This window comes from Limnohabitans sp. Hippo4 (assembly GCF_003063605.1).
In the GTDB taxonomy this organism is placed as follows: Bacteria; Pseudomonadota; Gammaproteobacteria; order Burkholderiales; family Burkholderiaceae_C; genus Limnohabitans_A.
Genome location: NZ_NESE01000005.1, coordinates 54,280 through 66,625 on the forward strand (window position 1 = coordinate 54,280; position 12,346 = coordinate 66,625).

The window sequence follows — 12,346 nt, forward strand, 5'->3', positions numbered from 1 at the left end:
ATTTCCATTCATTGCGAAAAATTCAGGAGGACAGATGGGCGCTCAATGGCGGCTGAGACTTCAAGGTCATGCGCTGTTTCAACACATTGACCAAGCCGCCCGCCTTCACCATGTCCATCAAAAAGGAAGGCACAGGCGCACAAGCCAACAAGCGCCCTGAAGAGGTCAGTACTTGAGGTGTTGTGCCTTCGTAGGTCAATTGCACGTGTTCGTTTTCTTGCAAACTGTCGGCCTCTGGGCATGTCAACAGCAAGAGACCTAAGTTGAAAGCGTTTCTGAAAAACAAGCCACTGTAAGAAGGGGCAATGACGGCCGCAAGACCCAAGTATTTCAATGCGCCTGCCGCTTGCTCTCTGGAAGAGCCAATGCCGAAGTTGGGACCGGCCACCAAAACATCGCCAGGTTTCACTTCATTTGCAAAATCTGTGCGGTGCACTTCCAAGCAATGGGCGGCAATCACCTCAATGCCGTGCTTCATGTAGGCACCTGGCGCCAAGGCATCGGTGTCGATGTTGGCACCCACGCGCCAAACCTTGTGGCTTGTGATGGCGTTTTGGCTCATGACAACACCTCGCGCACATCAGAGATGTGACCCGTCACTGCCGCAGCAGCCACAGACCAAGGCGAGGCCAAATACACTTGCACACTGGCGGGACCCATGCGACCTTGAAAGTTACGCGCCGTACTGGAAATGACCGTGGCACCTTCCTGAAACGTACCGCCGTAGCCTGCACAGGCACCGCAGGCATTGGGGAGCACACTGGCGCCCGCATCGGTCAAAATTTGCATCACACCTTCGCGTGCTGCTTGCGCTTGATCACGGGCACTGGCGGGGGCGACCAGCAATTGAACACCAGCCGCAACTTTGCGGCCTTTCAAGACTTCAGCGGCGGCACGCAAATCGGCCAACTTGGCGCCAGTGCAGGCGCCGATGTAAGCCACTGTGGGTTTGATGTTGGCAAATGCGGCCACTGGCTTCGTGTTTTCTGGACTGTGCGGCGCGGCCACCTGAGGGCTGAGTTGCGACGCATCAAACTCAAAACGCTGACAGTCGGCATCTTCATCGGTTTGAAAAAAATGACTGGCCTCCAACTGTGCATCTGTCACGCCCACCGACTTCAAGTAGTTTGTGGTCACGTCATCGGCTGCTATCAGGCCCACTTGCGCGCCCATTTCTGCGCTCATGTTGGAAAGGGTCATGCGCTCTTGCATGCCCAAACCTCGCACCGTATCACCGGCAAACTCTACCGCCTGGTAGTTGCCACCGTTCATACCAAACTTGCCAATCATGTGCAGCATCATGTCTTTGGCACAGACGCCTTTTTGCAAAGCACCTGACCACACCATGCGCAGCGTTTGCGGTACTTGCACCCAGATTTCGCCGGTGGCCACCACGCCCAACATTTCGGTTGCACCGATGCCAAACATGTAAGTGCCAAAGGCGCCGCCAGTTGGTGAATGCGAATCGCCGCCCACACAAAAGTAACCAGGTTTCAAATGACCACGCTCTGGCAACACCACATGGCAGATGCCTTCAGAGTCAATCACGTGGGGCAGTTGCCATTCTTTGGCCACGTCACGTGTGACTTGAACAATTTTTTGCGAGTCTGCATCTTGGGCGGGCACATAGTGGTCCAGCACCAAGACCACTTTGTTGCGGTCCCAAATTTGCGCACCGATGTCGGTCAGCATCGGCTTGAGGCGACGAGGCCCAGATGAATCGTGGAACATGGCCAAATCCACTTGGCACGTCAGCACCTCCCCCACACTGACCTGTTCACGACCTGCTGCGCGCGCAATCAACTTTTGCGCCAAAGTGGCGCCAGTCGGCTTGGCAATCAAGCTGGTAGAAATGTTGGCAGCACTCATTCTGGTTTAGCTCCGGCGTACTGCACCACTGCACGCCAGCGCACAATTTCGGCTTCAACAAATTTGGAGAATTCTTGTGGGCTGTTGCCTGCGGGAATGGCGCCTTCAGATTCAATGCGACGCTTCACGTCGGGTGTTTGAATCGCCACGCGTGCTGCATCGCTCAAACGCTTGGCCAAGTCGGGGTTCATGCGACCTGGTGCAAACAAACCAAACCATGCACTCGACTCATAGCCTGGCAGTGTTTCGCCAATGGCCTGCACATCGGGGAAGGCTGGCAAGCGTTTGGGACTGGTCACACCCAACGCACGCAACTTGCCCGCTTTGATGTGCGCTTGCGCGTTGCCCACGGCCGCAAACATCAATTCCACTTGACCCGCCAACACATCTTGAACCGCAGGGGCTGTACCGCGATAAGGAATGTTGACAATGAAGACCCCTGCTTTCATTTTGAACGAGTCGCCTGCCAAGTGAAGAGATGAGCCCAGCGCGCCAATGGCAAAGTTCAGCTGTCCTGGTTTTTCTTTGGCCAACTTCACCAAGTCCGCCACATTCTTCACAGGCAAAGAGGGATGCGCCACCAACACGGAAGGCGAGGTGGAGACCATGGTCAAAGGTGTGAAGTCTTTGATGGGGTCAAAGGGCAAGCTGGGATAGAGTGACGCATTGATGGCGTGGCTGGTGAAACTCATCAACAAGGTATTGCCATCTGGTGCCGCTTTTGCCACCATGTCTGCGGCCAAGTTACCGCCTGCGCCCGGTTTGTTTTCGACCACCACCACGCGGCCCAATTGTTGTCCCATCGCCTGCGCCAAGGTGCGTGCCATGGTGTCGGTGGTGCCGCCTGCAGGTGCGCCCACCAAGATGCGAATGGGTGCCGTAGCAGAGGTTTGCGCATGGGCACTGCCCAAGACCACAGCGCACGCCAACACACAGAATTTCAGTTTCAAGAAAAATTTTTTCATGGGAAAGTCCTGCTCACATGCCCAAGTAGGCTTGTCGCAATGTGTCACTGGCCAACAACTCTGCGGGCTTGCCGCTGAAACGGATCGCACCGTTTTCCATCACATAAGCACGGTCTGCAATCTCAAGCGACTGCCCCACGTTTTGCTCCACCAGCAACACTGCCAAGCCGTTGGCTTTGAGTTGGCCAATCAAGGTGAACATCTCTTCCACCAACAAAGGCGAAAGACCCAAGGAAGGCTCGTCCAAAATCAAGAGTTGCGGCTCGGCCATCAAGCCACGGCCAATGGCCAACATTTGTTGCTCGCCACCGCTCAAAGTACCGGCCAGTTGTTTCACTCGTTCACGAAGGCGCGGAAAGATGCCAAAGATTTTTTCCAAGTTGGCGTCACGTCTTTCACGGCCGCGGGTGAAGGCCCCCAAAGACAAGTTTTCCAACACGCTTAAGTTGGGAAATACTTTGCGTCCTTCTGGCACATGAATCAAACCAGCTTGCACCACTTTGCGAGCATGCCAACCTGTGATGTCTTGGCCTTCAAAGTTCACGTGTCCGCTGCGCGCTTTGACCAAACCACTCAACACGCCATTCAAGGTGGTCTTACCCGCCCCATTGCTGCCCAGCAAGGCAACCGTTTCGCCGGCATTCACCGTCAGGTCAACGCCTCGCAACACCTCAACCGCACCATAGCCAGCGCGCAGTTGTGACACGTTCAAAATTTCACTCATGCTGACACCTCCGCTTGGCGCAAGCGAGCTGCCGTGCCATGGCCCAAATAGGCTTCAATCACTTGCGGATGGCGTGTCACTTCGGCGGGCGAGCCTTCGGCAATCAATTGCCCTTGCGCCAACACCCACACATGCTCAGCCAAACTCATGACGGCTTGCATCACGTGTTCAATCATCAGCACGGTCACACCCGATGCTGCAATGGCGCGCACCACTGGAATCATTTCTGCAATTTCTTGGGGGTTCAAACCCGCCAACACTTCATCGAGGAGCAACAATTGTGGCGCTGTGGCCAAGGCACGTGCTAGCTCTAGGCGTTTGCGTCCCGCTACTGTCAAATCACTGGCCAGCTTGTCGAGTTGATCGGCCAAGCCAACACGCTGCGCCACTTGCTCTGCCGTTGCCAGTGCGTGCTCGCGAGATGCCGTGTGCAAATGCGCGCCAACTGCAATGTTTTCTCGCACTGTTTGTGCGGCAAAGGGTTGCACAATTTGGAAGGTGCGCGTCATGCCCAATTTGGCATTCAAGTGCGGCGCTTGACCCGTAATGTCCTGCCCCTTGAAAATCACACGACCCGTGTCCGGCGTTAAAAAGCCTGACAGCAAAGCAAACAAGGTGGTTTTGCCGGCACCGTTGGGGCCGATCAAGGCCGTCAACGAGCCTTGAGGCACTTGCAGGCTGACGTTTTGAACCGCCTTCAAGCCACCAAAGGAGCGGCTCACGCCCTGCACTTCTAACAAGGCATTTGGCTTAGTCATGACGTCTCCAAGACTTGGGCAAGTACTCGCTCAAACCGGCAATGCCGCGCGGTAAGAACATCACAATCACAATCAACACCGCGCCGTAGATCACCATGTTGATGCCAGGCATCTGGCCAAACAAGTTGCGCGTCACATCGGCCAGCACATGCAAAACCACTGCACCTAAAACAGGGCCCCACAAGGTGCCCATACCGCCCACAATGGCACCCACCAAAGCCTCGACAGACGTGTGCGAGCCAAAGCCAATGCCGGGATCGATGTACTGAAACACTTGAACATAAAAAGCACCCGCTGAGCCCATCAAGGCACCTGACATGACCGTGGCCCAGGTTTTGACATGAAAGGGGTTGACCCCCACAGCCCGCGCTGCATCTTCGTTGTCACGCACGGCCTGCAAATAAGCACCGAACCTCGAGTTGCGCAAATACGCGGTGACGCACAAAGCCAAAGTCACCAAACCCAAAATTAACCAAACAAAACCAGCGCGTGAACCGAATTGCATGTTGGCCCAAGACTCTTGCAAAGGCAACATCAAACCAACACCTGCGCCCGTGAAAGGCACCGACAGCGACACAATGCGAAAGACTTCGGCAAAAGCCAAGGTGATCAAGGCAAAGTAAGAGCCCTTCAAGCCATACCTGAAAGACAGTGCGCCAACCCAGGCGCCCACCAAACCTGCAGCCAACATGGCACAAGGCAAAGCCAACCAAGGGTTCCACCCCCAACTCATTTGTGCAATGGCTTGGAAGTAAGCGCCCGTGCCAAAAAACAAGGCGTGACCAAATGAAAACTGTCCGCCAAAGCCACCCAGCACATTCCAAGCTTGGGCAATCAAACAAGCAAAAAGCGCCATCATCACAAAGTTCAGCGTGACCCCCGATTCAGTCAACACAGGGATCACCGCCACCAGCGCTACAAACAGGGCAATGCTCAACAAGTCTTTGAACAATTGATTCATGGTGTCAACCTCATGTCTTCGCCCCAAACAGACCTTGAGGTCGCAACAACAACACGGCGATGAAGATCACAAAAATACCGACCTGCCCCAAGGACTCGCCCAAGAACAAACCGCCAAAAGACTCCACCACACCAATCAGCAGCCCGCCCAACAAGGCGCCCGCAAAACTGCCCATGCCACCCAACACCACCACCGTAAAGGCCACCAACACAAAGCCGTTGCCGACTTGGGGGTTGACGTAATAAGCGGGCAACAAGAAGCATGCAGCGGCGCCCAAACAGGCCAAGCCCAAACCAAAGCACATGGCATAGACGTGTTCCACATCAATGCCCATCAAACGTGCGCCTTGTTTTTCTTTGGCCACAGCACGTATGGCACGGCCTAAATCCGTGCGCTGCAAAATCACGATCAGCAATGCAGACACCACCAGCGCACCTGCAAAGGCCACCAATTTAGGCAAGGACACCATCACCTGCACAGCCTCCGGCCCAATGGCCACTGTGCTCAAGGTGTAGGCCGTGTCGATGGTGCGCGTGTCTGATTTGAAAAACAACAAGGCCAAGTTTTCCATCACGATGGACAAACCCAAAGTCACCAGCAAGATGTTTTCATCTTTGCCGTGACTGGCCCGGTTGATGATCAAACGCTGCATGCCGTAGCCCAGCACAAACATGGCAGGCACCATGAAAGGCAAAGCCACATAAGGGTCCACACCCCACCTTTCTTTGAGCGCATACACGCCATACAGCGCCATCATGAGCGAGGCCCCGTGCGCAAAGTTAATGATGTGCAACACACCATAGATCAAGGTCAACCCCAGCGCAATCAAAGCATAGACTGCGCCGGTGGTTAAACCGTTGAGCAAAGCGGACAGCAAAATGCTGGCGTCAAACATCATCGTGACCCATTCAAATTAAGGTTCAAGGCGTGGTCTCAAGGCTTAAGCCTTCAAAGGGAAGATCGGTTCCACTTCGCGGTAGTCGCGAGGCACGATCACCTTGATGTCACCCTTGACCACTTGCGTCATCAAAGGTTGTGCACCCATGTTCTGGCCGTTCACAAACTGTGTCGCGCCGTAAGGCATGATGTGATTGGAGAAAGTGCTCTTGCTCAAAGCATCGATGATGGCCGCACGGTCTGTTGACTTGGCGCGCTCAATGGCATCGGCCAACAAAGTCATGGCGGTGTAGGTCATGAACACCTCGTAGCTGAAGAACTGACCTTGCGCTTCCACACGTTTTTTCAATTCCAAAGAACGCTTGTCGCGGGGGTTGAACCAGTGGTTGCAATCGATGATGCCGTTGGCGGCTTCTGGGAATTCTTTGACAAACTTGTAGCTGGAAGCTGCGCCGCCCAAGACCGAGTAAATGGCTTTGGGTGTGATTTTTTGCTGCTGCATCGTGCGAACCAACAAAGCATACTCGTTGTAGTAGTTGGCAGGAATCACGATGTCAGGGTTGACTTGCTTGATGCGCAAGGCAATGTTGTTGAAGTCGCGCGTGGGGTTGGCGTGCTTGATCACTTCTTTCACGTCGTAGCCGTAGCCAGGCAATTCTTTAGACAACAAGTTGGCGGTACCTGTGCCAAACAAAGACTCTTCGTGAATGATCATCACGCTGCGAGCTGGTTTGCCAGCGGCTGTGTTGAGCACGTGCAAATTGGCCACAGCCACTTCCGCACATTTTTTGTAACCAGGACCGAAGCGGAAGGTGTTTTTCAAACCGCGTTCCACAATTTGATCGGCCACACCGACATCCACCACGTGGGGCAAGTTGTACTTGGCCGCTGCTTGCGTTGTCGCCAAGCAAATGGCCGATGCAAAGGCACCCACCACAGCGCTCACGCCTGCTTCGTTCATCTTTTCAATTTCTGCAGTACCGGCTTGTGGGCTCGATTGGGCATCACCCAACACCGCTTCAATTTTGGCGCCGCCCAATGACTTGATGCCGCCCGCTTTGTTGATGTCTTCAATGGCCATCAGTGCGCCCAAACGGCACTGCTGTCCTGAGTACGCCAGTGCACCTGTGACAGGATGCAACACACCCACTTTGACTGTCTTGGCTTGCGCGCCAGCAATCAAAGGGAAGGACATGACAGAAGCCGCTGCAGCGGTCTGGCTCATAAAGTGACGACGTGTGGTCATGGGAAGCTCCTTTAAAAGGTCAAGGGAAAATCAAGGGACGGTCAATGAAAATTCGCCGACAGCTCTTTGTCCACCCAAATTTGGGCGTCAATGCTGCCAACACGGGACAACTGCATTTGGTATTCGTAACGGTCGGGCCGGTACAAGCCCAGCAACCACTGAACAGGTTTGTCTTGCTGGTCATAAATCAAGCGGCGCACGGACAACAAGGCGGATCCTACCGGCACATCCAAGTGGCGCGCCATGTCGGCATCGGCCAGGCGCGCAGAAATGGTTTGCTCAGCGCGGCCCACTTTGACGCCCGCCTCTTCCAACAACACCAAAATGGGTTTTTGAGCCAATTCTCGCTGGCCAAAACCTTGGGCAATCTCAGAAGGTACCCAGGTGGTCATGTGCGACAACGGCCCTTCTCGCGTGCTTCGAACCCGCTCGGCTTTTTGCACCCAGTCTGTGGCTGAAAGTTTGAGTTTGTCTTGGATTTCTTTTGGCGCCAGCAAGGTTTGCACGGACAACACCTTCACGGAGGTGCGCAAACCCATGGTGACCAGGTTTTCCAGCAATCCCGTCAAGCGAGCTTGTTGAGCGCCCTGACCTGATACATCACCACCGAGTTTGGAGGCACTGACTTCATTGCGTTTCACGGGACGCGTGCCGCGACCTGGTTCACGTTTGATGAGTCCTTCTTCAGCCATCTGCTGAAGCGCACGACGCACCGTGACGCGTGCCACAGAAAACTGCTTCATCAGCGCTAACTCGCCAGGCAAACCCTCGTCGAATTTGCCTTCTTGCAATTGCTCGCACAACACCAGATAAATCTGGTGGTACTTGGGCAATGGCAGGTTTTGGTTCATGGGTGATATGTTTCATTACTCCTAATGACCTGTCAATAGGACATTTGTTAGGACAAATGCGCAGTTTCCCCAATGAGTGTGTGACGGTAGAAGTCGTTGAGGTCATTCAATCAGGCAAATCAAATCGATAATCAGTGAATTGAACTTGTTACCAAAGAGGCCAACATTGGCACTGCCATCTCCTGCACCCCGCAAACTGTCACACACTCGAACCGTGGTCTATTCAGGCTTTGAGCGGGAAGATGGCTTGTGGGACATCGAAGCCGCCCTGACCGATGTCAAAACCTACAACTTCGTCATCCCCAGCCAAGGCCCCTTGGAAGCAGGACAGCCGATCCATGGTTTGAACATCCGCTTGACAGTGGACGACCAATTCAAAATTCACGAAGTGATCACCGACATGGCACACATTCCCCATCCAGAATGTGACCGAGCCCCTCTCAACATGCACAAGCTGGTGGGCTGCACCTTGGGTTCTGGTTGGCGCAAAACCATTGAAGCCCATCTGGGGGGCGTTGCAGGCTGCACCCATTTGCGTGAAATGTTGTTCAACATGGCCACTGCGGCTTATCAAACCATCCCTTCGGCACGCCAATTCAGAGCGCAACAAGCAGGACTGCCAGAGCATGTGCCCACCACGCCGCCGCCGCACGTGGGCAAGTGCATGTCATGGGCCTTTGATGGCCCGGTGGTCGAGCGTTACTACCCTATGTTTTACAGAAAATCCGAAGCGACCTGAGCCACATTGCAACAAGCGCCCTTCAGTGGTAACGCTGTTTGCGCTTCAGTCCCTGCGATAATTGGGGGCTAATCCGCCCGTCTGCACGACGCGCACCTTCCATCAGCCCCTGGATATAAACCAGTCACCGCTTGGAGTCTCTTGTGAGCAAAAAAGTATTTATCAAAACCTTCGGTTGCCAAATGAACGAGTACGACTCGGACAAAATGGCCGACGTCATGAAGGCAGCCGAAGGCTACGAACCCACCCAAGACGTCGAAGAAGCCGACCTCATTTTGTTCAACACTTGCTCGGTGCGTGAACGCGCCCAAGAAAAAGTCTTCAGCGATTTAGGTCGCGTCAAGCACCTCAAAGAACGGGGTGTGCTGATTGGCGTAGGCGGCTGTGTGGCCAGCCAAGAAGGCGCCGACATCATCAAACGCGCGCCTTATGTCGACGTGGTGTTTGGCCCGCAAACTTTGCACCGCCTGCCCGAACTTTTGGCGGCACGCAGCGCCAAAAAACGTCCGCAAGTGGACATCACCTTTCCTGAAATTGAAAAGTTCGATCACTTGCCACCCGCCAAGATGGACGGCCCCACCGCTTTCGTGTCCATCATGGAAGGTTGCAGCAAATATTGCAGCTATTGCGTGGTGCCTTACACCCGCGGTGAAGAAGTCAGCCGACCCTTTGAAGACGTGTTGGTCGAAGTCGCCGGCTTGGCTGAGCAAGGCGTGCGCGAAATTACCTTGCTGGGTCAAAACGTCAATGCCTACCGCGGCAAGATGGGCGACACCGCCGAGATTGCCGACTTTGCGCTGCTGATTGAATACGTGGCCGACATTCCCGGCATTGAGCGCATTCGCTACACCACCAGCCATCCCAACGAATTCACACAGCGCCTCATTGATGTGTACGACAAGGTGCCCAAGTTGGTCAGCCATTTGCACCTGCCCGTGCAACACGGCTCTGACAAAATTTTGATGGCCATGAAACGCGGCTACACCGCGATGGAATACAAAAGCACCATTCGCAAACTGCGCGCCATTCGCCCCGACATGGCCATGAGCAGCGACTTCATTGTGGGCTTCCCTGGCGAAACCGAGGAAGACTTCAACAAGATGATGAAGTTGATTGACGATGTAGGCTACGACACCAGTTTCAGTTTCATCTTCAGCCCACGTCCCGGCACACCTGCAGCCAACTTACCTGACGACACCCCGCACGATGTGAAGCTCAAACGTCTGCACCATTTGCAAGCCACCATTGAAGCCAACGTCAAACGCATTGGCGACAGCCGCTTGAACACGGTGCAACGCATTTTGGTCGAGCGCCCTGCGCGCAAAGACGCCACTGAGATGGCGGGACGCACCGAATGCAATCGCGTGGTCAACTTCCCTGCCGGCCCCAATGGCATGCGCTTGGTGGGTCAGATGGTGGATGTGCGCATCAACACGGCGCTGTCACATTCTTTGCGCGGCGACTTGGTGTTGCCTGAATAAAGCCTAAGCTTTTTTGAGTGAGATATGGCGACGAAAGTCGCCATTTTTGATTGGAGGTCTGCCCTCTAAGGACCAGTTGTAGACATAGACTTGCGCGCGCACTGCTTGGGGCGATTCAGTTGCGAGCCAAGTCACATCGGCTGTGACGCGCAAGTACATGGAGTTCGCCATCGATTCAGGATCAACTTCTTCTAGATCGTCCAACCGCTGCCACTGAGACGCTTCAATTTTGTACAACTCCCCCAGCACTGTTCCCAGCGGCGCAGCCCTGTCACCCAGCAACTTCATGGCCGGGTAGTCCCCCAAATCGAACAAAGCACCCTGCATCGTGGCCGGTCCAAGGCAAGTTGCACCTTGCATGTGGTGGTGATTGCTGAGGCCAGACAACAAAGTACCGTAGACAAAAAGCAATTCGTTTTCAGCAAAGGGTGGCTTGCGCGAAATCATTTTCATCCTCTGGTTTTTGCGTTAAAGTGAATTCATGAGAGCAGAACAAAACGAGCGCTTCACGCGCATTGGCCAAGGTACACCCTGTGGCGAAATGCTACGCCATTACTGGCACCCTGTGGCTTTGATGGACGAATTCGACCCCCAACTCGATCCCCGCATGGCCATCCGACCTGTCAAAGCGGTTCGCTTGCTCGGCCAAGACTTGGTCTTGTTCAAAAATGCGCAGGGCCAGTTTGGATTGCTCGATCGCGACTGTCCGCATCGCGGCGCCGACCTGGCCTTTGGTCGCAATGAAGGCGATGGCCTGCGCTGTCCCTTTCACGGCTGGAAATTTGACGTCACGGGCCAATGCCTCGAAACCCCCGCCGAACCCCAAGGCAGTGTTTTGTGCACCCGCATCAAGCAACGCAATTACCCCATTCAAGAACGCAGCGGTATTTTGTTTGCGTGGATGGGGCCTGAGGGCAGCACACCACCGCCACTTCCGGCCATCGATTGTTTTGAAGCGCCTGGCACCCACACCTTTGCCTTCAAAGGTTTGTGGAACTGCAATTGGCTCCAGGCCTTTGAAGTGGGCATCGACCCTGCGCACGCATCTTTCTTGCACCGTTTCTTCAACGACGCCTCCTTGGAAGACACCTACGGCAAACAATTTCGCGGCGCCAGTGCAGGTGAAATCGATGGTGAAAAATGGCCCATGACCCGCGTCATGCGCGAGTTTGACCAACCCGACATTGCCTTCACCGAAAAAGCTTATGGCCTCCAACTGACCACACTCCGGCACATGACAGACAAGCTGACGCATGTGCGCATCACCAATTCGCTGTTCCCCAACACTTTTGTGATTCCTTTGTCAGAAACCATGACCATCACGCAGATGCATGTGCCGGTGGACGACACGCGCACCTACTGGTATGCCGTCTTCACGAGTTTTGCCGATCCTGTCAACAAAGTTGCCATGCGCAATCAACGGCTTGAGGCCGTCAGCTTGCCCGACTACATCCCCAAATCAGGACGTCACAACAACTGGGGCTTCAACCCCGAAGAACAAATGACGCGCACGTTTTTGGGCATGGGCGAGGACGACATCAATGTGCACGATCAATGGGCCTGCGAAAGCATGGGGGCCATTCAAAACAGAACTCGCGAACATTTGGGCACCTCCGACAAAGTGATCATTGCCAATCGCCGCATGTTGGCCAAAGCCATTGACGATGTGGCTGCAGGCGCATTGCCTCCCGGATTTGCCAAGGCCGAAGTTGCAGCCACCCGATTTGGCCCCGATACCGTCGACGGCATTGCGCCCGCCCAAGATTGGTCCACGTGGTCACAGCAAACCATGCAAGCCAAGCGCGATGGCGCGCCGTGGGATGCAGCCACACCCAATTCGCCCTGAGTTCTGCGA

At 54.7% G+C, this 12,346-nt stretch carries 13 protein-coding genes; 3 read left to right on the plus strand and 10 right to left on the minus strand.

What is annotated here, in order from left to right; genetic code table 11:
* Nucleotides 1-22: 22 nt before the first annotated feature.
* Genes B9Z46_RS12595 through B9Z46_RS12635 form a run of 9 tightly spaced genes read right to left on the minus strand, consistent with a single transcriptional unit; the run spans nt 23 to nt 8,271 of the window.
* Nucleotides 23-562 carry a 3-isopropylmalate dehydratase gene (locus B9Z46_RS12595; RefSeq protein WP_055361595.1) on the minus strand — a complete coding sequence of 180 codons (540 nt, stop codon included), beginning with the start codon at nt 560-562 and terminating at the stop codon, nt 23-25.
* Nucleotides 559-1,869 (minus strand): 3-isopropylmalate dehydratase large subunit, encoded by a 1,311-nt coding sequence (locus B9Z46_RS12600; protein ID WP_108256993.1) that lies wholly within the window; start codon nt 1,867-1,869, stop codon nt 559-561. The genes B9Z46_RS12595 and B9Z46_RS12600 overlap by 4 nt, the downstream gene beginning before the upstream one ends.
* The gene (locus tag B9Z46_RS12605) at nt 1,866-2,834 is read right to left on the minus strand and encodes a tripartite tricarboxylate transporter substrate binding protein (protein ID WP_108256995.1); all 969 of its coding nucleotides are present in this window, start codon (nt 2,832-2,834) and stop codon (nt 1,866-1,868) included. Before B9Z46_RS12605 ends, B9Z46_RS12600 begins: the two co-directional genes overlap by 4 nt.
* Before the next feature lie 13 nt (nt 2,835-2,847).
* A complete protein-coding gene (locus B9Z46_RS12610; RefSeq protein WP_055361601.1) occupies nt 2,848-3,558 on the minus strand; it encodes an ABC transporter ATP-binding protein in 711 nt (236 codons plus the stop codon).
* Entirely contained in the window at nt 3,555-4,316 is a 762-nt protein-coding gene (locus B9Z46_RS12615; RefSeq protein ID WP_108256997.1) for an ABC transporter ATP-binding protein, read from the minus strand. The genes B9Z46_RS12610 and B9Z46_RS12615 overlap by 4 nt, the downstream gene beginning before the upstream one ends.
* On the minus strand, nt 4,309-5,277 hold the full coding sequence (locus B9Z46_RS12620; RefSeq protein WP_108256999.1) for a branched-chain amino acid ABC transporter permease: 969 nt from the start codon (nt 5,275-5,277) through the stop codon (nt 4,309-4,311). Before B9Z46_RS12620 ends, B9Z46_RS12615 begins: the two co-directional genes overlap by 8 nt.
* A 10-nt stretch (nt 5,278-5,287) precedes the next feature.
* Nucleotides 5,288-6,172, minus strand: coding sequence for a branched-chain amino acid ABC transporter permease (locus B9Z46_RS12625; RefSeq protein WP_055362064.1), 885 nt, complete (start codon nt 6,170-6,172; stop codon nt 5,288-5,290).
* Nucleotides 6,173-6,217: 45 nt separating this feature from the next.
* Nucleotides 6,218-7,420 carry an ABC transporter substrate-binding protein gene (locus tag B9Z46_RS12630; RefSeq protein WP_055361607.1) on the minus strand — a complete coding sequence of 401 codons (1,203 nt, stop codon included), beginning with the start codon at nt 7,418-7,420 and terminating at the stop codon, nt 6,218-6,220.
* Nucleotides 7,421-7,461: 41 nt separating this feature from the next.
* The gene (locus B9Z46_RS12635) at nt 7,462-8,271 is read right to left on the minus strand and encodes a GntR family transcriptional regulator (protein ID WP_199220607.1); all 810 of its coding nucleotides are present in this window, start codon (nt 8,269-8,271) and stop codon (nt 7,462-7,464) included.
* A gap of 166 nt (nt 8,272-8,437) precedes the next feature.
* On the opposite strand from B9Z46_RS12635, the gene B9Z46_RS12640 reads away from it, so the two are divergent.
* Both B9Z46_RS12640 and miaB read left to right on the plus strand, forming a co-directional pair.
* A complete protein-coding gene (locus tag B9Z46_RS12640) occupies nt 8,438-9,010 on the plus strand; it encodes a DUF2889 domain-containing protein (protein ID WP_199220608.1) in 573 nt (190 codons plus the stop codon).
* Nucleotides 9,011-9,153: 143 nt separating this feature from the next.
* On the plus strand, nt 9,154-10,491 hold the full coding sequence (miaB, locus tag B9Z46_RS12645; RefSeq protein ID WP_108257001.1) for a tRNA (N6-isopentenyl adenosine(37)-C2)-methylthiotransferase MiaB: 1,338 nt from the start codon (nt 9,154-9,156) through the stop codon (nt 10,489-10,491).
* A 3-nt stretch (nt 10,492-10,494) separates the two neighbouring features.
* Here miaB and B9Z46_RS12650 read toward each other — a convergent pair whose 3' ends face one another.
* Nucleotides 10,495-10,944 (minus strand): gamma-glutamylcyclotransferase, encoded by a 450-nt coding sequence (locus B9Z46_RS12650; protein WP_108257003.1) that lies wholly within the window; start codon nt 10,942-10,944, stop codon nt 10,495-10,497.
* Between the two features lie 28 nt (nt 10,945-10,972).
* On the opposite strand from B9Z46_RS12650, the gene B9Z46_RS12655 reads away from it, so the two are divergent.
* Nucleotides 10,973-12,337, plus strand: coding sequence for an aromatic ring-hydroxylating dioxygenase subunit alpha (locus B9Z46_RS12655; protein ID WP_055361615.1), 1,365 nt, complete (start codon nt 10,973-10,975; stop codon nt 12,335-12,337).
* Nucleotides 12,338-12,346: the final 9 nt, after the last annotated feature.

What these genes read in the sequence shown, in the direction of transcription:
- B9Z46_RS12630 (WP_055361607.1), bottom strand. Translation starts at nt 7,420, where the DNA reads ATGACCACACGTCGTCACTTTATGAGCCAGACCGCTGCAGCGGCTTCT.
- B9Z46_RS12620 (WP_108256999.1), bottom strand. Translation starts at nt 5,277, where the DNA reads ATGAATCAATTGTTCAAAGACTTGTTGAGCATTGCCCTGTTTGTAGCG.
- B9Z46_RS12595 (WP_055361595.1), bottom strand. Translation starts at nt 562, where the DNA reads ATGAGCCAAAACGCCATCACAAGCCACAAGGTTTGGCGCGTGGGTGCC.
- B9Z46_RS12650 (WP_108257003.1), bottom strand. Translation starts at nt 10,944, where the DNA reads ATGAAAATGATTTCGCGCAAGCCACCCTTTGCTGAAAACGAATTGCTT.
- B9Z46_RS12635 (WP_199220607.1), bottom strand. Translation starts at nt 8,271, where the DNA reads ATGAACCAAAACCTGCCATTGCCCAAGTACCACCAGATTTATCTGGTG.
- B9Z46_RS12625 (WP_055362064.1), bottom strand. Translation starts at nt 6,172, where the DNA reads ATGTTTGACGCCAGCATTTTGCTGTCCGCTTTGCTCAACGGTTTAACC.
- B9Z46_RS12610 (WP_055361601.1), bottom strand. Translation starts at nt 3,558, where the DNA reads ATGAGTGAAATTTTGAACGTGTCACAACTGCGCGCTGGCTATGGTGCG.
- B9Z46_RS12605 (WP_108256995.1), bottom strand. Translation starts at nt 2,834, where the DNA reads ATGAAAAAATTTTTCTTGAAACTGAAATTCTGTGTGTTGGCGTGCGCT.
- B9Z46_RS12600 (WP_108256993.1), bottom strand. Translation starts at nt 1,869, where the DNA reads ATGAGTGCTGCCAACATTTCTACCAGCTTGATTGCCAAGCCGACTGGC.
- B9Z46_RS12655 (WP_055361615.1), top strand. Translation starts at nt 10,973, where the DNA reads ATGAGAGCAGAACAAAACGAGCGCTTCACGCGCATTGGCCAAGGTACA.
- B9Z46_RS12615 (WP_108256997.1), bottom strand. Translation starts at nt 4,316, where the DNA reads ATGACTAAGCCAAATGCCTTGTTAGAAGTGCAGGGCGTGAGCCGCTCC.